Source organism: Acinetobacter sp. C32I (assembly GCF_023702715.1).
Lineage (GTDB): Bacteria > Pseudomonadota > Gammaproteobacteria > Pseudomonadales > Moraxellaceae > Acinetobacter.
On sequence record NZ_CP098480.1, the window covers coordinates 154,384 to 177,357 of the forward strand.

At 38.0% G+C, this 22,974-nt stretch carries 19 protein-coding genes; 12 read left to right on the plus strand and 7 right to left on the minus strand.

Translation table 11 applies throughout. The annotated features are described in order from the left end of the window. Window positions 1-59: 59 nt before the first annotated feature. The 4 genes from pgaD to pgaA are packed head-to-tail and all read right to left on the minus strand — an operon-like array spanning window position 60 to window position 6,050. On the minus strand, window positions 60-533 hold the full coding sequence (gene pgaD / locus NDN13_RS00730; RefSeq protein ID WP_251116773.1) for a poly-beta-1,6-N-acetyl-D-glucosamine biosynthesis protein PgaD: 474 nt from the start codon (window positions 531-533) through the stop codon (window positions 60-62). Continuing rightward, complete coding sequence (gene pgaC / locus NDN13_RS00735) at window positions 530-1,774, minus strand: poly-beta-1,6-N-acetyl-D-glucosamine synthase (protein WP_251116774.1); 1,245 nt, start codon at window positions 1,772-1,774, stop codon at window positions 530-532. Before pgaC ends, pgaD begins: the two co-directional genes overlap by 4 nt. Continuing rightward, complete coding sequence (pgaB, locus tag NDN13_RS00740; protein ID WP_251116775.1) at window positions 1,771-3,585, minus strand: poly-beta-1,6-N-acetyl-D-glucosamine N-deacetylase PgaB; 1,815 nt, start codon at window positions 3,583-3,585, stop codon at window positions 1,771-1,773. The genes pgaC and pgaB overlap by 4 nt, the downstream gene beginning before the upstream one ends. Further along, window positions 3,585-6,050 (minus strand): poly-beta-1,6 N-acetyl-D-glucosamine export porin PgaA, encoded by a 2,466-nt coding sequence (gene pgaA, locus NDN13_RS00745; protein ID WP_353050816.1) that lies wholly within the window; start codon window positions 6,048-6,050, stop codon window positions 3,585-3,587. Before pgaA ends, pgaB begins: the two co-directional genes overlap by 1 nt. A 1,530-nt stretch (window positions 6,051-7,580) precedes the next feature. Here pgaA and NDN13_RS00750 point away from each other — a divergent pair. Further along, window positions 7,581-8,597: an AraC family transcriptional regulator gene (locus tag NDN13_RS00750; protein ID WP_251116777.1), complete on the plus strand. Its 1,017-nt coding sequence runs from the start codon at window positions 7,581-7,583 to the stop codon at window positions 8,595-8,597. Window positions 8,598-9,122: 525 nt separating this feature from the next. After that, a complete protein-coding gene (locus NDN13_RS00755; RefSeq protein ID WP_251116778.1) occupies window positions 9,123-11,468 on the plus strand; it encodes a TonB-dependent hemoglobin/transferrin/lactoferrin family receptor in 2,346 nt (781 codons plus the stop codon). 108 nt (window positions 11,469-11,576) lie between these two features. Here the strand turns inward: NDN13_RS00755 and NDN13_RS00760 are convergent, their stop codons facing one another. After that, window positions 11,577-12,722, minus strand: a complete 1,146-nt coding sequence (locus NDN13_RS00760) for an acetyltransferase domain-containing protein (RefSeq protein WP_251116779.1) — start codon at window positions 12,720-12,722, stop codon at window positions 11,577-11,579. Window positions 12,723-12,971: 249 nt separating this feature from the next. Between NDN13_RS00760 and NDN13_RS00765 the strand changes: the two genes are divergently transcribed. Next, window positions 12,972-13,256, plus strand: coding sequence for a hypothetical protein (locus NDN13_RS00765; protein WP_251116780.1), 285 nt, complete (start codon window positions 12,972-12,974; stop codon window positions 13,254-13,256). A gap of 30 nt (window positions 13,257-13,286) precedes the next feature. Here NDN13_RS00765 and NDN13_RS00770 read toward each other — a convergent pair whose 3' ends face one another. Next, a complete protein-coding gene (locus NDN13_RS00770; RefSeq protein WP_251116781.1) occupies window positions 13,287-14,213 on the minus strand; it encodes a LysR family transcriptional regulator in 927 nt (308 codons plus the stop codon). A 118-nt stretch (window positions 14,214-14,331) separates the two neighbouring features. Here NDN13_RS00770 and NDN13_RS00775 point away from each other — a divergent pair, with 118 nt between their 5' ends. The 5 genes from NDN13_RS00775 (at window position 14,332) to NDN13_RS00795 (ending at window position 18,088) form a co-directional block, all read left to right on the plus strand. Next, window positions 14,332-15,312 carry an MBL fold metallo-hydrolase gene (locus NDN13_RS00775; protein WP_251118137.1) on the plus strand — a complete coding sequence of 327 codons (981 nt, stop codon included), beginning with the start codon at window positions 14,332-14,334 and terminating at the stop codon, window positions 15,310-15,312. Window positions 15,313-15,483: 171 nt separating this feature from the next. Next, complete coding sequence (locus NDN13_RS00780) at window positions 15,484-16,371, plus strand: LysR family transcriptional regulator (protein WP_251116782.1); 888 nt, start codon at window positions 15,484-15,486, stop codon at window positions 16,369-16,371. Window positions 16,372-16,524: 153 nt separating this feature from the next. Further along, complete coding sequence (locus NDN13_RS00785) at window positions 16,525-16,854, plus strand: hypothetical protein (protein WP_251116783.1); 330 nt, start codon at window positions 16,525-16,527, stop codon at window positions 16,852-16,854. Between the two features lie 130 nt (window positions 16,855-16,984). Beyond that, the gene (locus tag NDN13_RS00790; protein WP_251116784.1) at window positions 16,985-17,608 is read left to right on the plus strand and encodes a class I SAM-dependent methyltransferase; all 624 of its coding nucleotides are present in this window, start codon (window positions 16,985-16,987) and stop codon (window positions 17,606-17,608) included. Window positions 17,609-17,860: 252 nt separating this feature from the next. Then, a complete protein-coding gene (locus tag NDN13_RS00795; RefSeq protein WP_005202565.1) occupies window positions 17,861-18,088 on the plus strand; it encodes a hypothetical protein in 228 nt (75 codons plus the stop codon). Between the two features lie 192 nt (window positions 18,089-18,280). Here the strand turns inward: NDN13_RS00795 and NDN13_RS00800 are convergent, their stop codons facing one another. After that, entirely contained in the window at window positions 18,281-18,511 is a 231-nt protein-coding gene (locus NDN13_RS00800; protein WP_004662971.1) for a hypothetical protein, read from the minus strand. A gap of 293 nt (window positions 18,512-18,804) precedes the next feature. Here NDN13_RS00800 and NDN13_RS00805 point away from each other — a divergent pair, with 293 nt between their 5' ends. The 4 genes from NDN13_RS00805 to NDN13_RS00820 all read left to right on the plus strand — a co-directional run bounded on the left by NDN13_RS00805 (window position 18,805) and on the right by NDN13_RS00820 (window position 22,913). Beyond that, the gene (locus NDN13_RS00805; protein ID WP_016163161.1) at window positions 18,805-19,416 is read left to right on the plus strand and encodes a LexA family protein; all 612 of its coding nucleotides are present in this window, start codon (window positions 18,805-18,807) and stop codon (window positions 19,414-19,416) included. Between the two features lie 4 nt (window positions 19,417-19,420). After that, window positions 19,421-20,719, plus strand: coding sequence for a Y-family DNA polymerase (locus tag NDN13_RS00810; protein ID WP_251116785.1), 1,299 nt, complete (start codon window positions 19,421-19,423; stop codon window positions 20,717-20,719). 178 nt (window positions 20,720-20,897) lie between these two features. Next, a complete protein-coding gene (locus NDN13_RS00815) occupies window positions 20,898-21,806 on the plus strand; it encodes an AraC family transcriptional regulator (protein WP_251116786.1) in 909 nt (302 codons plus the stop codon). Between the two features lie 192 nt (window positions 21,807-21,998). Continuing rightward, window positions 21,999-22,913, plus strand: a complete 915-nt coding sequence (locus NDN13_RS00820; RefSeq protein WP_251116787.1) for an alpha/beta hydrolase — start codon at window positions 21,999-22,001, stop codon at window positions 22,911-22,913. Window positions 22,914-22,974: the final 61 nt, after the last annotated feature.

Genomic DNA, 22,974 nt, shown 5'->3' on the forward strand with positions numbered 1-22,974 from the left:
AAATTGAAGCGATGAAAAGAGGCAATTGCTTGCCTCTTTTCATTTTCGTTCGTGAATATTTATCTCAGTTCATAGTCAGCTAAAATACCTTCATGGTTATAGTGCAGTACAATGTTTTTTGAGCGTTGAATTTTGGATAGTTCATCCTTTGGAATCAAAAATCCCTCAGCAAGAATGGAATGGCTCACGTTAACCACAGTCATTTTTTCCGTGTTTCGGTATCGCAACCAGTTATAGCTCGCCCATAACAACAAAGAGGCACAACAGATCATCACCATCAAGGCGAGCCAAAAGAAATTGTGGATCTGTACACTCATCTGTTCTGCAAAAATATAGTTTTTGATCAGTTTACCTTGGTATAGCCATAAAAATATCGCCAATAACGGTAAAAATAGCACTGTCCAGAGTGCCCAACCTATCCCTTGCAGCAAATAATGCGCGCCTTTGTTTTTTACATACTGATGTTGGTCGATATATTCAGGAATATCTAGCTGTGAAACATCCTCAATGATATTTAAATATTGTTTGTTCATTCGGCCTCACCTTTAAAACCACGATCTGGGCTGACCCATCTCGCTCTTTTGTTACGTGTAAATAAAGCTTTGGGAACAGCAACCACAGTTGTTGCTGCACCGAGCATCCAAAAAAACAGGGGATACCAAATCACCCAAAAGTAATTTCTAAGGAAACGGTTTCCGTCATATCGTTTGTCAATGAACAAGCTCACAAAAAATTGAATCAGACAGGTGATGGCTAGAATTACGCCGTACCACTGTGGAAATAATGATTTGATGTGCCATTCTGCGGATAGCGGAACAAACAACCCGAGGAAAAACAGGATAATGATCAGCAAAATGACATAGGCCCAGACCATGCTGATGATCGCTTCAAGCGCGACAGGCCACATTTTGAGTGCTGAAATCTTAAAGAGTTTGGGAAAATAGGTTTTAATGACTTCGACACCACCTTGAGCCCAGCGCAATCTTTGTTTCCACAGCCCTTTAAATGTTTCAGGCATATAGATGTAGCACAGCGCATTGGGAACATAGTGAATATCCCATTCAGCGAGCTGAAGTTTCCATGAAATATCAATGTCTTCAGTGATCTTATCTTCTGACCATAATCCTACTTGCATGAGTGCCGTTTTTCTAAAGCCTGCAATCACACCTGAGACTGTAAAAATACGTCCATAAGTCCGTTGGGCACGTTTAATTAAACCAATAATGGATGAAAACTCACCGACCTGTAGTTTTCCTAAAATACTGGAGCGATTTAAAATCCGTGGATTGCCAGTCACGGCGCCGACCTGATTAAAAGCTGTGAGTTGATGCATCATCCAAATTGCAGCATGGGGGTGCAGCAAGGCATCTCCATCAATACAAATCAAATATTCATATTGGCTGACCATCATGCCTGAACGTAAGGCAAAAGCTTTGCCTTGATTTTCGGCCAGATGCACAACCCGTAAATCTGGATGTTCAAGCGCCAGCTCATCTAAAATTTTTGCGGTATCGTCTGAACTGCCATCATTGACGGCAATGACTTCAAATTTTGGATATTGGGTTTGTAGTGCAAACCGTATGGTTTCTCGAACTTGAGCTTGTTCATTAAAACAAGGAATGATAATGCTGCATCCTTGTTCTGAAATTTCGGGTAATTGGTTTTGCTTATATTCGCGTTTAAAGTAGAACCATAAACCACCAACCATCCATGTCCATGCCATGACTAAGGGATAGATAAAGGCAAATAGGAAAAGAATTTCCATTAAGGTCATGGTTGTTCTCCATTTACGTGCTGCTGGATAAATGGGTTGCGATAACTGATTGGACTGTCATTTAAGCTGAGTGGTGTAAATAGTTGTTCATGCACCGCTTTTGCATTATCAAAGCGGTAATTGCTTAAAACCAATTTTTGGATTCCATGTCTTTGTAAATTTAAATAGTGTTGCTGCAAGCGTTGTAACTGCTCTGGGGAAGATTGATTGTGATTCACTAAAGTCACCATCAGTCTGGCTTTTTGTGAGGCAGTTAAATGATCTACCTGTTGTATAAATTTTTGATAGCTATTGAGATTGTCTAGACTGTCAATTTCAATATTCAATAAAGATACGAAGGGCAGATAGGTGTTAACCATTTGCTCTAGTCCCTGATCTGTTAAGTCAGTCAGAGAGAGCTGTAAAATTAATTGGAAGGAATTACTCTGATTGAGATAAGGCCGAACGGCTGCTTTGAGCTGTTGGGTTAACTTTAAAATTTGAGCTTCTTTTTCCAGACATGGTGGGTTCACCAGCGTGCTATAACGACAAGCCAGTTGTTGATCTGTTGTTAAAATAATGCCATCCAGATTGGGATTATTTCGGATCAGATCTTTGCCTAAATCGATCACTCGGTGCGCTTGCACTGGGTCGCGGGGAGTCGGCATCTGTGCATAAACTCGATGAAAAACTCGTGTGCGTGTCTGCCAATGGGTACGGCTTAAAATATCTTGAGCCAGCTTTAAATGTGTTGTTGGGAAGTAGCTCTGAGCATAGGCAGCATTATTTTGATCAGTGAATGCATTAACAATTAAGGTATTGGTTTTTAAGGCACTTAAATTATTTAATAAGTTGCCTAACTGCTGATTAAACTGTGTATTGTCTTGTGAAAATTGGGCCAGATCAAATTGCACAGCCCGAATGGGTTCATGCACTTGTCGTTGACCGTACTCCATGAAGCCAGTGAGTTGCTCACGTAAATTTTCTGCTGTTGGGTTATTTGAAATAATGCCACGTTGAAAGGTTGCATCATTGCTGTCATTTAATTTTTCTGTTCCTAAACTAAAGGACAGTGGGAAGCCCGCTTGATTGGCAATCTCAGTGACTTGTTGATTGACCGCACCATAGGGCCAAATGATTGCAAGCGAATCGATTCCTAATTTTTGTTGTAAGATTTGCTTGGATTTCACCAGATCGGTGTAGATCCGCTGCTGATACTCTGACTCTGTTTCATAGCGTTGTTGGTTTACATTGTATTGTCGGGTCAAGGCGGCAGGCTTTTCATTTTTCTGTATATTGGCCAATACACCTTTATGCAAATCATGGCTATGACTGGCAAATTCAACCAAACCTGATTTTTGGATGTCTTGTAATTGTTTCCAACTCATCAAATTATTTTGACCATAGGCTTCATAAGCCGCTTGAGTATTGCCTTCAGTCCAGCTGGTCACCAAAGCAAAGACCACAGGGATTTGATATTGTTTTACTAAAGGATAAACATGGCTGTAGCCACTTAGGGCACCATCATCAAAACTAATTAAAATTGCATTTTTCGGTAATGGAACACCATGTTCTCGAGATGCCATAATTTGTTTGAGGGTAATTGGAGTCCATTCAGAACGTTTCAGCCATTCAAAAAATTGCACTAAGTTTTGGGTATTAATTGCATAGATATCTCGGTCACCATTCTTCAAAACATCATCACGCACATCATGGAAGGTCAAACTGACAAAATGATGAGCGTCGAATTTAGCAGGTTTCGCTGCAACAAGCTGAACTGGAAGCAGAACTGCACAAGCGCAGAGTATTTTAAAAATATTCAAAAAATTCATTAGAATCGCCCTCCAAAACCGAATAGGGCATAACTTTGTTTTTCATTGATGCCATCATAGGGATGTAGTTTCCAACCAATGCCATAATGCAATGCCCAGATCCGTGACAATTGCCATTCATGTCGATATTGCACATCAAAAATCGGTTTGGCAGCGTAATCCTGCTGCTGGAATAGTCCTGCATCAATAGAAATATTTTGATTGAAATGGCGTTCATAACTTCGCCAAGTTAACCAGTCATGACTCAGGTTAATCGCAAGGCTATAACTTTGTTTGGGACTAAAATAAGCAACATTATCTAAACGATTTTTTCCTAGAAATGCAGACAAGCCTGCTTGAGTGGTGTGATGAGCAGCTTGGAAAATACGTTGCTGGTAGTTTGCAAAAAAGTCTTGGCGTGTGTTGCCGTCACTGATCTTGGTATAGCTATATCCTGCATCGACTTGCCGCGATTCATGTTGTTGCCATCGAATTGCAGCGCCATAAGACTGACCATTTTCGTCTTGTTCAATGGCTTGTAATGGAATATTGGCTTGGGTATTGATGGATAATGCGTACTGCCAATAATCATTGAGTTGCTGTGACCAATCTGCTCTTAGGCCTTGACGCTGCCCCTCAGTATTTTGAGAGGCAAGCAGCACCAAATTTTTACCTTTGTCTTGCCATTGCAGGCCTAAACCAAAGCGTTGTTCTTGTAAATCACCATCGGCGTATTTTCCCCAAATATCTTGATGTTCAACCAAGAGACGATAATTGTCTGCGAGCCAAGGAGAATATAAGCTGGTGTTGGATTCACGATCACGCGTTCCTTTGAGTGATTGGAGTAATTGGTTTTGCTCAGAGCGGCTACGTGAAAAGCGGCTTTCATGGCTCATACTGGCGCGATTACGATCATTCAATTCTTTACGACTTTTTATGACGCTGCTATCGTTTGGGTAGTCTTCAATAAGTGCTTGAGTTTGTTGCTGCCAAGCTTGGATATCGCCAAGTGCTTGAGTGTTTTGCATGACATTAATGCGTGTGTATTTTGATTGAGGTTGTAAACCATTTAAACGCTCAATCGTTTGTTGAGCTTGACGAGGTTTTTCGCGCCAACGTTGGATTTTGGCCTGGTCATTTAAAAATTGCGCATTATTCGGAGCTTTGGCTACGGTGTTATTTAGATATTGTTCTGATAAATCCAGGCGGTTGCGATAAGCCATATTTAAAGCCAGCAAAGACAAATATTCATTTCGATCTGCATGTACACTTTTGTCGACACCTTTCGCTTCACTGTATTCATATGTGGGAATCAGGTCATCAATGAGCTGAATCAAGATATTTGCATCTTTATATTTTTCCTGTTCGATTAATGCATAATAAAGTGATGTATACAGGCTGATATCGGGATAGTTTTTCTCCGTGAGCAAGCTGCGGTAGATTCTCTCGGCTTCGGCAGGTTGTTGATTTGCAAGGTATGTATTTGCAATCGCATGGCGTGTATAGGCAGGCATTTGTTCAACTGGGGGTAAGGTGACTTGATTTAATAGACTCAAAAGCTGTTGTGTTTTGCCTCGATAACTTAAGGCGTAGAGATAGTCATAATAGAAGCGATTAAACATGGCTTGATCAGTTGGAATCTGTTGCGCGATTTGTTCTGCCTGCTTTAAGACTTGATCGAGTTGAGCAAAGCTTTTACGGTCACTTTCCGCACGGGAGGATAAATATTTCTGTTGTTTAATCGCCTCATTCACATTCTGTGAAAAGCCTCCGATTTTATTCTGCCAAATAAAATTCTGGTTTTTATCAGATAGGTGGTGCTTTTCAGAAAAAGCAGTTGCCATTTCATAGCTCCCCAGTGCCACCAAAATATTCAAATACTCATGTTGAATGGCTTCATTGTTGGGTTGTTGGGTATAGGCCAACTGAATGGCTTGTAAGGCATAAGTGTATTGTTGCAATAGCCGATGAACATAAGCGGCTAAGGCTAGCTGTTCAGTATTCATTTGCGTTGTACCAAGATTCTTTAATTGCTGTGCTGCTTCAATTGGTTGTTTATTTTCTGCAAATAGCGCTGCTTTAAGAATAGTGACCTGCATGCGGTTATGCGTTTGATAAGGTTCAAATTTATCTAATAGTGCCAATGCGGCAGCAAATTGCTTTTGATCCCGTAAAAGTTTAACTGTTGCGAGTTGAGCATATTCTGGGAAGTGCCTTGGCTGAATGCGTTGGGTTAAATCAGTTAGGGTGGTTTGTGGCAGAGCTTGAATGCGTGAGACTGACAATAGATAGTCAGCTAAGATGTTCTGTTGATCTGGGTATTGTCGTAATAAAGATTCAAGTGCTGTTAACCCTTGTATAGTTTGTCCATTTTTAATTTGCGAAACTGCTTTTTCTCTTAAAAAATCAGATGGATGTGCATGCGAAATATTAGACATAAAAAAAAATAACAGGCTGGCTGGGAATAGTGAGTGAAGATTTTGCATAAAGTGTTTTAAGTGAGTGTTAATTATCTTTTTTATTTTAATATGTGACTTAATTCACATATTGTTTTGCTTGTGTACGGCAATATTGATTGATTTTTATTTAAATAAATATATATTAATCAGTATGTTGTTTATTTATTGGTTTTCAAAATCTAGATTTTCACACGGCTATTATGTTTTTTCTGTTCATGCATTTGTGTATTTTATGTTTTGTATTTGAGTCGTGTCGATTGAATAAAAAAGATGAATAACTGAGTGGGAAAATAAGTTAAATAATAATATTTAAGATATATAGTGAAGTTTTAATAAATATATTTTTAAGTAAAATCATGTAATTGTGATGTTTATTTGATGTGTATATGTCTGCTCTAGATGAAACATTGAGTCAACGAAAATCATAAATATAAATTAACTTTGCCTTTGCTTTATAATTACAAAAAATAAACCTATTCTGTTTTTAATTTAACTCCATTTAACACTTTAAATATTTGTATTTTATATTTATTTAAGTTTTTTATAAGTTTTATTTTCAGGAAATGACCGCTGCTGAAGCGCGTAGCTAAAGATTTTTTCAATGGATGATTCTGTATCTATTTGAATTTTATATAGAATATTACTTATTCTGGAAATTAGATAAACGGGATTTGTGAAAAAATGCTAACTTTGATGTGTTAAATGATAATTATTTTATAGGTAAAGGCGTTATTTTATTTTTATATTATATAACCAAGGCGTAGATGTGGTATATAAGAAAATTACAGTATCCGACTATCGGAAGATAAATAGAGAAAGTGAAGTTAAAGTAAGTAAAAAATATCTGAATTATGATTTGTTTTTTTTACTGGTCATGTGCTTGTGGAATTCAAATGTTGGCTATGTTTTTCTGTTTTTATACTTTGTAAATTATATTTTTGAGAAAATGAGTGATTACTACTTTTTGGTTGGATTTTCTCTATTATTTAGCTTTGGCTTGATCGTTTCTATTTTCTTTTTAATGTTTGTTGTTGAGCTTTTTTTTTCGTCAAAATAATTTTGAATTTATCATATAGGGGAATAAACAGGACTTTAACTGGTCTTGATATGTTTAAATTTTTGCACCAAATTGAGGCGGTTTGTCGTCATTTTAGCGCTTTAAAATAATTAAAAATTTTTTGAAAATAGTCAGTATTCATAAATATGAAATAATGTAGATGATAAAAAGGAAATTTAAAAAAATAAAAATCTAATTGTTGAATAAAAAATCACTTTTAACTCTTTCGTTAGTGAAGAGACTTTTGCAATCTTGAAACTTTCCTTGAAATGATAAGTTTTTTTATAGAAATGATAATTTTTTTATTGAATTTTAAAGTAGATTCTGAGCATTATCTGTGACTAATATCACAAAAAATGGATTTTTTGCCGCATTAGTATGAAAAGCTGAAAACTGGATTATCGTTAATTTTTAAGGTCGATTAAATAATGTACTTGTGTAACTGGTTTTTTGATTCCTTCTCTGAGGTGGGCTTTTAGATATGATATGAGTGGGGAGCAATGGTTTTGAGTCATCCTAATCAGGTTAAATTAATATCAAGTTCGATGCTTAATTTATTGATTAATTTTTGTGTAAAAAATAATCTTAAAAATGCAAAATATTTGAGTGATTATAAAACGAGTGAACTGATTCCAATCGGGGAATGGATTGAACTATTGGAGGAAATTAATCAAAAACAGACTAAACCAACACTTGGACTAGAAATATCAAAATATACTCAACCTAAACATCTTGGTATTTTAGGCTATATTGCTTCATCATGTGAAAATATATTAGATGTATTAAATGTATTTATAAAATACCAAAGGCTCTTCTGTGAGGCTAAGCTCGCAAAGATGTCTATTTCAGATCAATTTATTGTTATTCGGTGGGGATTTGACCCTTATCTTAAAAATAATCATTTGGTAGATGAATTATTAATGGGGGTTTTTTATACACTTTTAGATCAATTAGTGCATCCAAATAGAATAGAGGTGAAAAAAGTTAGTTTTAGTACAGAGAAAACCAAATTTTTTTATAATTACGAAAATTTTTTTGGTTGTCCTGTCGAGTTTGAAAGTGAAGATGTTGAAATATATATTTCTATGGCCAGTCTTGATTTAGAAGTTTTTAATGCTGATCCAGTGTTAAATGATATTTTAATAAAGCAGGCAAATGTATTGCTGTCAAAACGTCCTAAGCTTGATCTTTTTGATGAGTTAATACAGAAAACAATTATTCAAGCTGTAAGTAAGGGGAATATCAGCGTGGAGGAGGTTGCAAATAAATTGGGCTTACCAGCTCGGATATTTCAACTGAAATTAAAGCAGCAAGGATATACCTTTAAAGAAAGATTGAATCAGGTTCGTAGAGATTTAGCTTTTGATTATCTTGCCGATCTCAATTTGAGCATTCTGGACATTTCAATGTTATTGGCCTACCAAGAACAAACCTCGTTTATCCGAGCATTTAAGTCATGGACTGGGATGAGTCCGTTACAATATCGGAAGAAAAAAATCTTAAATCATCGTTCGTGATTCTGGCGTGTTCCTACTGCAATGCTGAAGTGCTGGAGGCCCAACTTTTAACTTATCTAGCCAATACTTGTCCTAATCATCACTTATTGGCTATATATCAAAATCATCATAAGTGGGGCATAAATTACATTCTGAAAATATTCAATCTCGACTTCAATGATTGAAACAAAAACAATTGCAGTACAACGGATGAGAGCATTTTAGATGTCTTAAAAATTCTACCCATCCATTTACATTTATTTAAATGCAAGTGATAATCAATATTGTTTGTGTTGTTTTATTGAATTGAATGAGAAATGTTTCCTCAATCCTCCTCGACAGCAGTTGACTCATCGTTGTTTTCCACAGGGCGACGTCATGCTGCTGTCAGACTCCAGTCAATTAGGTTTGCAGTCTGAATGATTTGGCGTATGCTGCAAGCGATTTATTGAAGCTTAATTTTTATTATTTTTTATATAGTTAAAACGTCGATTATTTTAGGACCTCGTTTAGGTTGCTGATGATTTTTATCTTCTGGTGAAGTTTATGTCCCGATCTCCCTCTCAAACAAAGGTGATTAAGCCGCTTGTACTGGCTATTGCTTTATCTATGTATGCCTTGACCATGCCTGTTTATGCAGATAATACTAAGGTTGTTTTGGCAAACACCGTCACAGAAGTACCGACTGTACAAGACACATTGTCTAAGAGCAATGCTCAGAATCAAATTTATCAAATGACGCCAATTGTCGTGCAGGCAGATAAGGAAGATACCATCCAGTTTGGTCAGAGTGTGTTAAATCAAAAAGCCATTGACCGTTATCAAGCCAACAATGTTGCACAATTATTGGACCACATGCCGAGTGTGGGTTCTGCCGGTTCTCCACGACCAGGTGGGCAAACCATTAATATCTTAGGTATGGGAGGTGTTGAGGATGTTCCGATTACCTTAGATGACTCGGTCAAAAGTTTTGATAAATATCGACAAGGTTCAGTTTTTATTGAACCTGAACTGTTAAAAAAAATTACGGTCGATAAAGGTCCGCATAATGTTGAGGTTGGAAATGGTGGTTTTGGAGGGAAAGTCACCTTAGAAACCAAAGATGCCACTGATTTATTGGTTGATGATAAAAATATTGGGGCTTTTTTGAAATATTCGCGATTTTCCAATAATTCACAAAATACCTATACAGGTGCTGTGTATGGAAAAAGTGAAAATGGTGTCGTTGATGGGATGTTCTACTATACCAATCGAGATAGTGGCGATGTTCAACGTCCTGATGGCAGCAAGTTTTTGTATTCTGCGCAGCAGCAGGATACTTATTTGGCCAAACTCAATTTTCATCCGACAGACAGCCAAAAAATTAGTTTGAATGCGATGCAAAGTGGGCATAAGGGCTGGGAACCATTTGCTGCAATGCGTGATCAAGATGCTGTTCCAACAGAAGCGGATATTAAAAAATATGGATATGAGGAGGCATGGAAACGTCGTTTGGTCTATCGCGATCAAAACGATAGCAGCTATTCAGTCGGATATGAATTAAATCCTGAATCAAACCCCTATGTAAATTTGAAGGCTACAGCATCGTATTCAAAGACCGATCAACATGATCAGAGATTACCGAGCGTGACTGGATCGGCGGCTACACTGGGCAATGAAAGCTGGGTAACCTATACCAATACAGCGTTTAAGCTCAGTAATATCAGTGATATTGTAACTGATTATGGTACGCATAAATTAAAGGTCGGGGCTCAATATCAGAAGATGGAGCAGAACTCACTCATTTATGATAAGAACAACGCCAAAAAACCAGATTATAATTTTGGTTATTATGAGCCAAATTATATGCCTTCAGGCAAACAGCAGATGTTGAGTGCATTTGTAGAAGATCAATACCAGATTGATAATTTCACAATTACACCATCGCTGCGCTATGATCATATTACCAATACAGGTCATCCAAACCGAGCATCACGTTATAATGATCCAAGTGCAGGGCATGATTATTCCAGCAAGACCTATGCTGGCTGGTCACCACGTTTGGCCTTGGCGTGGAAGCAAGCAGATTATCTCACTTGGTTTGCCAATATCAGTAAAACATGGCGTGCCCCTCGTGTCGACGAGCAATATTATGTGCAATCAGCAATAACCTCTGTACCATCAACCAGTCGTTATTTATTGCCTGAAAAAATGCGAGCGATCCGCCTCGGCAATGAGATGAATTTTGATGATGTTTTTGCAGAGCAAGATCACTTGCAAGTTCGTTTGACTTATCACCATAATCGGGGTGGCGATGAAATTTTCCGAAATCGATCAACCTTCTGTAAGGCACAAGCGGAAAACAATGCCAATGGTGGAAATGGCAGCATCGATGACTGTAATGGAAACTATAAGCATGGTTTTTATCGTAATGTCACTGACTATACCATCAAAGCCTATGAAGCCGAGATTTTCTACAATCAGCCGACTTGGTTTACAGGTTTAACCTATTCTTATATCCGTGGCCAACGCGACAATTCTCCTGTGAATCCATGGTTTGAACAAAAAACCTGGATGACGGATATCCCTCCGAAAAAAGCAACAGCAACTTTAGGTGTGAATGTGCCTGAACATCATTTAACGATGGGCTGGCGAGGGATCTTTGTGGCTAAACAAGATCGAAGCCTGTCTGATAATGATAAATCGATTGCTGCATCCTCTTTTTCTTTGCCTAAAACCAAAGGGTATTCACTGCATGGTATTTATGCGGATTGGCAACCTGTTGGAGAAAAGGGCCCTACTTTAAACTTTTCAATCGATAATCTATTTAATCGAGACTATAAAATGTATTTAGGCGAATATATGACTGGTACAGGGCGCGATTATAAGCTCAGTATTTCACAAAAGTTCTAATTGTAGCGAAGGGCTTTTTTAAAAGCTGAATGTTAGATCTTATTTAATTCGTATAGATGTTATTTTATTTTTAACATCTATACGGATTTAAAATCGCATGTCTTAACGCTAAAAGTATTTTAGCCAAGCAATATGTTTGTTTCTATGCTTAAATTCAGAAAATTTCAGCACTAAAGGATAAAGTAGGATGCTGACCGTGATTGCGATAAGCCAAAGCGTTGCAACATGATCTACACCAAAGTATTCTCCGTGATTCTTTCCAAAAACCTTAATGGCAATAAGATATAAAACCTTGAGTACATATAAGTGAATAATGTAGAAAAACATGGGGACTGAGCCAAAAATGATCAACGGTTTTATCCAATGCTTGTTGGTAATTTTCTCCAACCATACTAATAAGACCAGTCCTATACCGACATTCCATAAAATAAAAAGTAGAGAAGGTGGATATTTGGTTAAATTGATAAAACTCATTGCAGTTTCAGAAAATGTGGACATGGCTGACCATGGTTGATCACCATAAATATTAATCCATCTTAAGGCTAAAAATAGACCAATACTGCCTAAACCAAAGTTAAGTAAGATTCGATTTCGCTGTCCAGTATCTATGGAACGATTAAATATGGTGGTACCAATACAGTATCCAAGTGTGATCACTCCTATCCATGGTAAAACTGGATAGGAGGTCCGAAAACGAATGAATCCATCGAATTCAATCCAACCACGCGCATGTAAAATATGCCATAGATGATTAAATATGGGCATATTCGAAAATGTCACTTGATCTAAGAGGTTATGACCAAAAATGATCAGTAGGCTTATCCACCAGAGAACTCTTTTTGGTAAACCAACTAATACTGCTAAAGCCAACATACTTAAGCCAATTGCCCAAATAACTTGTAAATAAATAACATTAGGTGGAAAAGTTCCAGTCCAAGCAAAATTAATGACAATTAATTCGAGAAAAATCAAAAAAAATCCGCGCTTTAGCAAGAATTCTCGTGTTTTCACAATGTTATTTTTAGTTTGGTATAAATAGGCTGATAAACCTGTTAACAGAATGAAGACTGGAGCACATAAATGAGCAAGTGTACGACTTAGGAATAGGCCTTTATCTGTTTCAGAGATCAGCATCGGATCGGGAACTTGATGATGAAGATAGAAGGTTTCACGAACATGATCTACCATCATTATCAAAATAACTAGCCCTCTTAGGGCATCAATTGCCTGTAAACGTTGATTTATGATCGACATATATAAATAAGTATGTTTTGATATGTTATAATATATCATAAAATGATTCGGATTGAATCAAAACTTAGCATAGATGATGTCTAAGCTTTTATATTCTTTATTAATTTAATAATGGAGTTATAAATTATAGAGTCAGACTTAGAATTATATTTAAATTTTCACTAAATGATAATTTTTTAATGCTTTGCTGTTAATTTTTTAATGCCTAATTTTTATACAATAAGGGGAGCTTTTTACAGAGCATTGATAATGAAAAAGTGGATTTGCTTGACCTGTGGAAAGTACAAAAAGATTGCTCCAGAGCATTTGAAAACAGGGCAAATTGTTTGCTTTTACCAGTTTAAAATTGATGCAGAAGAAATTCAGAGAATAATAAAACAAGGCATAATTTTAAAACGGAAAAACGCAATTTTAACCATATTGGATAATGGAGAAATTTTCTATTTGCTTGATCGGGATGTATATCCTATCGATGCACCTGTAGACTTTATTTATAATATGTTCGGTAAGTGTCGATGTTTATATGAACAATAAGAATAATAAAGTTTTAAAAAAGTGAGTGGTTTAGTTGCTTAATGCAGGATTTAATTTGTGTCGTAGTCGTGGTATTGAAAAATCTAAAAAGAGCTTGGTCGCCAATAAAATATTTTGCCGTGTTGGAATAAGTGCATTCACTAAAGATGCTTGAGGTGACCATGGAGAGTCAGATTCAAGGACATTTACAAATTGACCAGACTTTAATTCATTAACGCATAAATATCTGGGCAGAACCGCAACCCCCATGTCTTGTTGCACAGCCGATTTAAGTACTGACATATTGCCACAACTGATATAAGGCTCAAGCAGTACGGTATTTAAATCATTATTTTGACTGGTGAATATCTGAGAAATCAGGTTCTTTTGCACCCCTAAAGCAATGAAGTTTAACTGTTTGAGTTGCTCTGGAAACTTAATTTTTTCTTTATTACTCATATAATTCTGACTGGCAACCAGTACCATCGGTAAATCACAGACTGGACGAATAATTAAACTTGAGTCATTGAGGAGTTTGGAGGAAATTCGAAAAACCAGATCGACTTGCGCGCTGATTAAATCAATATTCTGATCTGATGTGTTGATGGTCACGCGTATGTTAGGGTATTGACGCAAAAACAAATCAAGAATAGGCAGTAATGCCTCTTGTGCAAAAGTAGAGGAGCAACCCACTCTTAATGTCCCTTTCGGATCACCTGCAAGCTCGGTAGCAACCGCAAAAGCATTTTGTGCAGCCTGTTTTAATGCTTTGGCATGAATATAGACTTCTTCTCCTGCGGGGGTCAGAACAACACTTCGTGTATTCCGATGTAATAAGCGGACGCCAATCCTATTTTCTAGCTCTGCAATATGTCGACTGAGTTTAGAGCGCTGTACGCCTAAATTACGTGCCGCAGCTGAAAACCCTGCATGTTCGACTACTTCTGCAAATAATAAGAGATCATCAAGTTTTTGCATGGTGGCCCAACCCATTATTGTTGCTAATTTTAGGACAGTATATTGTGGATTTTATGGGTTTTGTCAGAGGTCTGAACTTGTTAGATTGATCTCCGTGAAATCTATGCAGGGTTTGTTGTTGAGCATGTTTAAAAATCAAATAATTAGGACATTTTTGAGCTATAAATTTTTTGTAGCATTATTGCTGTCATTGCCTCTAAGCCCTGTTTTTGCGAAAGATAATGGGACTGCCGTAGATCAATCAATCTATCAGAATCGTACTGTATTAGCGGATTTCACCGCGGCATCCTGCCCAGATAACCCAAGAAGCTTAACGCAAGTCAAAGGCAATCTGTACCGACATACTACGGGTGCAGGATTAGCCGTACATAGCGGTTTAGTTTTGATCACTAAAGAAGGTGCTTTGGTGATTGATCCAGCGATGACCTGTACATCGACATGGCTAAAAGATGAAATCAAGAAACGTTTTGATGTGCCTGTAAAATATGTGGTCTATACCCATGCACATGCGGACCATATTAGTGGTGGGCAAGTTTTTAAAGCAGATGGGGCAACCATTATCGCCAATCAACGTAGTCTTGAACCGATCGTGGGGGAAAAGTTAGCCACAGCATTACCAGATCGCGTTTTTGATCAGGACATGAAGATTAGCCTAGGAGGCGAGGACGTACTTTTACATTATGTTGCACCGAGCCATTCAGACAGTATGGTCATGGTACTGTTTCCTAAATACAAAGCCTTGCAATGCACTGATGTGTGTGAAAGTAAAAGCATGCCATACAATGATTTTTTAGATTTTTATTACACAGGCTGGATTGATACTTTGGATTGGGTGATCAAGCAAGATGTCGATTTTATTGATGTTGGACATTATAGCCCTGCCACACGTGAAGATCAGATCGCATTGCGTCATTACATTGTCGATTTACATCAACAAGTTTTGGACTTGGTTCGTGCAGGGCAGTCATGGGATCAGCTCTATCGGAATGTCAAATTTAGCCCAGAAGTTCAGGATTGGATCGGTTTCAGTACGATGAAAATACCGAATATTCAAGGTATGTATCGTTGGGTAAGCAATCATCGTCGAGGGAATTGGTAATCATAAAAATAAGGCTTTTCTGTTGAGAAAGAGCAGTAGCCACTTATATCAAGTTGATGTCGTATGAAAGGGCCAATTCATATGGTGCATTATAGTGGAATGTAAAACCAGTGATGAAAGAGTTTTAATTGATTTAGAACGGGTCTGATTAATCGATGAAAGAGTATTAAAGTGTTAGAAATTAGAGATCTAGAAACGTTTATATATGCTGTTGAAAATTCTTCCTTAACTGTAACCTCAGAAAAGCTAGGTATTGATCAATCTACGGTAACCAAACGCATCAATAATATTGAGAAAAAACTAAAAGGAAAGCTATTCAATCGTAAAAGCCGACCTTTGCAGCTTACGCATTTGGGAGAGCAAGTATACTTTAAAGGTCGTTATATCCTCGAACAAATGGAACAATTAGAGTATTTTCATCAGCAGGAGGTTATTCCCAATCAAGAAAAAATGAACATCGGGGTTCCAATTACCTTGGTGGATGATCTCTCGGAGTATATTTATGAAAGGTATAAGCATGACCATTATTTGGCAGGGGTAGAAATACACAGTGGTTGGGGGCGAAGTCTGATTCAGCAAGTTGCTGAGAGTGAGTTACCACTTGCAATTGTGATGATTCCTTCCAATCTTAATCTTTCTAGCCATTTGTTTTTCTTGAATATTGGGACTTTGCCCTTAGTTGTGGTTTCGGTCAGAACGGGCGTGAAAGAACATAGCAGTTTGGAGCGGTGCAGTAAGAAAGGTTGGGTGATCCATCCTGAAGGATGTTGCTTTAGAGAGTGTTTAAATAAAGAACTAAAGGAACGAAAATTGTTCCTATATGCCAATAAAGAAATCTTCGGGATAGAACCGCAGTTACACAGTATTTTAAATGGAGATGGTCTGGGGATTTTCCCAAAGCCTTTTATAGATCAGCATCTGGCCTTTAATTCGGACCTTGAAATTGTGGCGGTCGAAGATTTTAATATCAGTGTCAATGTGGGGATTGTTTATGCGGATCAGCGTCATTTAAATGAAGTGGATTATTTTGCAAGTATTATAAAAGAACGGTATTTCTAGCTCATCTGCATGATGGCGACTGAACCAGTTTTTTTCTAGAAAGTCTAGAAAGATAGTTAAATATGCAAAGCTTTGAGACGTATGTACAGTAATAAACTCAAGTACGTATGTTAAGATCAGACACTAAAATTAAAAATAAGTCAGGGCGTGAGCATGAGAAGAATATTGGGGTTGATATCTGTTCTTATCGCATCAATGGGAATTTTTGCAACTGAACTACCCGTGGAACAGCAGGGGGAGCCAGTTGCTCCCATTAATTCAGCAGTACAAAAAAGCAAGGATTCTTTGATTAAACAGTCTACGAAAAAAGCAGATATTGATGAAGAAGTTGCTACTCAGGCTTTGAAATTAGGCGGGATTCATCGTCGAGAAGATGCCAGACAATACCTTGAGTTGAAAAATCAAGTTGAGCAAAATGCTGAGCAGGTGGATGATAAAACCAAAAATCAGAAAGAAATATCCAATGTGGTGACACAGAAGTAGATTTTGTTTGATGTCTGGGGACAAATTAATTCTGTAGCTATCACGCTGTTCACGCCAGTGCCATAATCACAAGATGATTTTTCATTTCGCTGATGCTGGAGTGTCCGATCAGCGCTGAGGAGGAACTCAAATGAGCAGAAATTACTGGGAAGAAGTGTATCAATCCAAACAAGCTGACCAAGTAAGCTGGTATCAACAGCAGCCAAGTCAAACACTCGCTATTATTGAATCTCTAAATTTGCCGCTTGATGCTAAGCTGATTGATGTGGGCAGTGGCGCTTCTCTCCTGATTGATTATCTGCTTGAAGCTGGATATCAATATTTGCATGTGCTTGATTTATCTGAAACTGCATTACATACAACCCATGCAAGGTTATGTACAAAGCATCTAGATGGTAGCCATATTCATTGGTTAGTTGCAGATGTGTGTACGGTTGAGCTTGCGCCTCAATTTTTTGATGTGTGGCATGATCGTGCGGTATTTCATTTTATGCTGACAGAGGTACAACAGGAACAATATCTACACAATGTACGTCAAACATTAAAGCCAAGCGGATATCTGATTTTGTCTACTTTTGCTGAAGATGGGCCAACACAATGCAGTGGCTTAATGGTAGAGCGTTATAGTTTGGCTAAGTTGAGTCACAAACTAGACAAAGATTTTATATTGTTGCGCCATGAGATTGAGCTACATATTACCCCTTGGGGCACGGAGCAAAAATTTCTCAATACAATTTGGCAATTCAGAAACTAATATTTTAAAAAGATCTGCGATTCATTTAAAGGATGACGAGAGGTGAATTATTTTGAAACGTTTTAAGCGTGAATGTAACTCGATGGTTAATTAAATATTAACGAAATTTATAAATTAAAAGTTAATTTCAATGGCTTAGCAGTTTAAACAATAAAAAGATAATACTTATAATTCTTGTTACAACGATTTTATCGACAAGTTATCGAAAATTTCCCATAGTCCTATGAACCTATAAATATTGGGAGAACTGTTATGGATAAGATTACAGTCATCGTCAAGGACCAAGAAGAAAACGAATCGATTGTCGTTGCACAGCTGAATGATTTAGAAGACCGTGATATTCCTTTTTTTAAACGGGTTGAACATATTGAAGTAGAAGGAAATATCATTTTTCCAAATATTGACTTACTTTTTGAAAGTGATACTGACGGTAAAATTTATAAGTTGGTTGCACCTGTGAATGACAAAAGATTTATCTGAATTTAACCCGATGATTCAACCTTATAAAAAGGCCCACTGATGCGATTGTAATCGGTGGGTTTTTATTTGAGAGTATTAAAATAATGTACATGTTGAAGCAGCGTATTAAGGCTGAAAAATAAAGAGCTTGTTGAGTGATATCATGCGACAAGCTCTTTTATGGCAAGGTCATCTTGACTTACTATGCTTTTATCAATGAATGGGGTTAAGCCCTTTAACAATGTCATTAAATTCTGAACCATTGAGCCAAAAAGATTTCTTTAAAAAAAGTGTGGTCATAATACTTTCTGCGGCTTCGCTATTTTGGTTGTCACAAAATAGTCCGTAGCTCTCACCTAGAACGGTATTGTTCTCGATCAGGCGAATAAAGAAAGCATGTTGTTCGTCAGCATAACCAAGAATAGCATCACGTCGATTGTTCATTTTTCATGTCTCCACATCAAAAATATTTGAATAGAACCTAACTGCCGAGAGATCAAATAGATTAGTGAATCAGATCAATAACTTAACATTTTTAAATTGAATAAAAATACGATAAGTCATTCATTTAAAACATTAATTTTAGTTTGTCTTATACATCCTTGTCTAAGTTAAACAAGCTAAAATCTGATCTATGGACTCATTGTTATGCAAAATTAATTGTACGTCAACTTGAATTTGTAACTTTTTCAAGTTAAATTATTTGAAAGTATTTTAAGCTTGGGTAGGGGGAAGTTATGTCCAAAAAAACTGAATTTGAGCATGGGGGAGCAAGAACCAATGCTGGGCGGAAGGCACAGTTCACTGAACCGACCAAGGTCATTCGTGTTCCCGAATCTCAAGTTGATTTCATCAAAAATTGGTTACTGAATAATGTCAAAACGGGTACTCAAACTGATTTGACGACATCAATGAAAATACAGAATGTCCAAGCCAAGAATGATCGACTTTATCATATTCCACTGGCAACGGAACGTGTTGCCGCCGGTTTCCCGTCGCCTGCCCAAGACCATGTTGAACAAGCCTTAGATTTAAATGAATTTTTAATTCGTAACGAAAATTCTACTTTCATTGTGAAAGCAAATTCACTTTCGATGTTAGATGCGGGCATTGATATCGATGATCCTTTGGTGGTGGATCGGAGTCTTCCTGCCAAATCAGGGGATATAGTGATTGCCTTGATTGACAATGATTTTACCGTGAAGCGTTTAATGGTTGATCACCATTTCAGTCCACCAAAAGTGTGGTTGAAAGCTGAGAATCCTGACTATCAGAATATTTATATTAGTGAGGGGCAAGAGTTACTAATCTGGGGTGTTGTGACCTATAACTTGAAACCGATGAGATAAGCCCATGAGTCTGCCACAACGTATTTTTGCTTTGATTGATGTGAATAACTGTTATGTCAGTTGTGAGCGCGTGTTTAATCCAAAGCTGGAAAATCGTCCTGTGGTGGTGTTGTCCAATAACGATGGTTGTGTGGTTTCCCGTTCTTATGAGGCGAAACAGCTCGGTATTCGGATGGCGGTGCCTTTTTTTCAGATTGAGGACATTGTCCAACAACATCAGGTTGAGGTGTTTTCCAGTAATTATGCCTTATATGCGGAAATGTCGCGTCGTTTCATGAATATATTGGGCAGCTTTGTCGATCCCTGTGAGCAGGAAGTGTATTCAATAGATGAATGCTTTCTAGAGTTAACCGCCTATCAACAAAGTTATGATCTGACGGCATATGCGCATCAGATTTTAGATACCGTCAAAAACTGGTTAGGCTTGCCGTGCTGTATCGGCATCGGCTATTCCAAAACTCAGGCCAAACTTGCCAATAATCTCGCCAAAACCCATGCCTGTTTTAATAGTGTCTGTAATATCGTTGCGGAAGATCCCTGCGTGATTGAAGATTTGTTGCAGCATATGCCTGTGGGAGAGGTATGGGGTGTGGGGCGTAAGATTCGACAACGCTTGGAAAAAATGAATGTCTACTCGGTGATGGATTTGCTGCAAGCAGATGCAAAAATGATGGGAAAGTATTTTTCAGTGCTGATGGAAAATACCGTCAAAGAATTACAAGGTATGGCTTGCTTAGAACTTGAGGATGTCGTGACGGATCGTCAACAGGTGTTGAGTAGCCGTTCATTTGGACAGCCGATTCAGGAGAAAAATGATTTAAGTGGTGCATTGACTGAATTTAGTTTACGTGCCATAGAGCGCTTACGCCATCAGAAACTATTATGTAAGGCGGTTGGGGTAAGTATTCGTACCAACCGTTTTAATAAGGATCAATATTATCGACCTTATACGGTCGTCTATTTGCCTGACTACAGTGATGATCGTTTAGAGATTATTAAAGCGGTACAGCAGGGGCTTGATCGCATTTTTCAGGCTGGACATCGTTATAAAAAAGCGGAAGTGATTTTGTTAGACATCATTCCACAACATAGTCATGCTGTCGATTTATTCCATGATACTGATGAACTGATTGCTCGAAGAAATCTTTCAGTGGCTTTTGATGGCATAAATGAAAAGTTCGGACGAGACACCATGACGTTGGGGCGTTTAATCACACCTCATGGGCGGGCATGGCGTATGACGCAAAATCATAAATCACCAAGTTATTTGACTAACTGGGATCAAGTTTTAAAGATCGGATAAGCTGGCTATTTACGGCTCATCATTACTAAACCCTTATTTACTCATTTTGAGCTGCATGATAAATCTTGAGTCAGCGCATTTTATTGAAGCAAAAAGTGTATTTGATGCTATAGCTTAATGTTTTATTATCAATGAATTGCTTCTATTTTTAAACTTCATCGGGATAAATAAATTTGCTATGGCGACCTCTGTTGAAAGACATGTAAATATGGATCAGTTGACTCAGGCAGTTTCGCATTTTGCTGAGCAATCTGGTGATCACATTTCTGTGATTTCTCAACTTTCGTTTCACAGTCGAATGCATCCGACTGACAGTACCCATTGTATTTATAACTTGGGAATTGGCATTATTTTGCAGGGGCAAAAACAAGTTGTTATTGGTGATCAAGTTTATCAATGCGTTGAAGGGCAAAGTATGTTGACCACCATTGATTTGCCTGTTACCTCGCATATCGTGCAAGCTTCGCCACAAAAACCATTTTTAGCGGTTCTATTATTGCTTGATTTACAAATGGTGAATCAGGTTGTGGCAGAAATGCCTACACAAAACAGCACGGCTGTAGAAGATATACATCATTCTTTTACGGTGGAAGCTGTTGATACCCCCTTGATTGATGCTTTTTTAAGATTGATCAAGGTATTAGATGAACCGCTGATGTTGCCTCATTTAGTACCTTTGATTCAGAAAGAAATTATTGTCCGTGTGCTAAATGGTCCGCATGGCACATATTTACGTCAGTTGGTGAAATCGGGTTCGGCCAATCAAAAGATCCACCAAGTGGTGAATTGGTTAAAGCATAATTATGTGCAGCCAATGCGTATGGACGATCTAGCCAATCAAGCATTTATGAGTCCATCGACATTTAGGCAGCATTTCCGTGCCGTAACGGGGATGAGTCCGTTGCAATACCAAAAGCAGTTACGTTTACAGGAAGCACGGCATTTGATGTTTAACCAAAATGTTGATGCAGGGCGAGCAGCTGGTTTGGTCGGTTATGAAAGTGCCTCACAGTTTAGCCGTGAATATAGCCGTTTATTTGGTGAGTCTCCGCAACGCGATATCCAACGTATGCGACAAGGTTTATAAACTGCTCTTTTGTATGAAGGCAGATGGAGGATTATTTGGCAGTACGCCCAGCCGAGATTTACAACAATAAAACCTCAGAATAGGCAAACTATTTTTAAAAATAGGCAACTTTGATTTGCAGCGAATCTCTAAACTGATGTTATCAGCAAAGAGATCTTTGCTTACTCTTTCCTACATTCAAGAGGTGAAGAAATGGAAGCAGTCAAAATCAAAAATACCTATTGGGATATTGCCGCAGATTTATATTTTCCACCCGCATTTGATCAAACTAAAAAATATCCAACCATTATTAGTGCACATCCGATTGGTAGTTGCAAAGAGCAGACCTCTGGTAATGTTTATGGCGAAGCGCTCGCTAAAGCGGGTTTTGTGGTGATTGCATTTGATGCCAGTTTCCAAGGCGAAAGTGGAGGAGAGCCACGTTATATTGAAGATCCGTCACTCCGTGTTGAAGACTTTCGTGTTGTTGTGGATTATCTGGTCACACTGGATTATGTCGATGAAAATCGAATTGGCGTTTTGGGCATCTGTGGTGGTGGGGGCTACTCGATCAATGCAGCCATGACTGAACGCCGTATTAAAGCTGTAGGAACCATTACAGGTGCGAACTATGGACGGGTCATGCGTGAAGCCAGTGGTGGTAATCCGATTGCTTTTTTAGAAGCTATTGCAGCTCAAAGAACAGCTGAAGCAAGAGGTGCAGCACTTCGCGTTGATCAAGGTCTATATCCAACGGTTGAAGCAGCAAAAGCCGATCATGCCGATATCGACCCATTAGAAGCAACCGAATATTACCGTACAGCACGTGGCGAAAAGCCAAATGGCGTCAATAAAACGGTGTTCTCTCACAATGCAGTTGCTGTGGGTTGGGATGCTTTCCACTTGGCCGAAATCCTATTAACTCAGCCCTTGATGATTATTGTGGGGAGTAAGCCTGGTGGTTTCGGTGCCTATCGTGATGGTTTTGAAATCATCAATCGCGCTGCATCAAAAAATAAAGAGTTGGTGGTTGTCGAAGGTTGGTCTCATTACGATCTATATGACAAAGCCGAGCCAGTCAAAATTGCTTTAGATAAGCTCATTCCATTCTATCAAGCCAATCTTTAATTCTGGCTTGTTGTTCAAAAAACGGTGTTTTGAGTTGGTTAGGTGACTGATCAACTTTCTA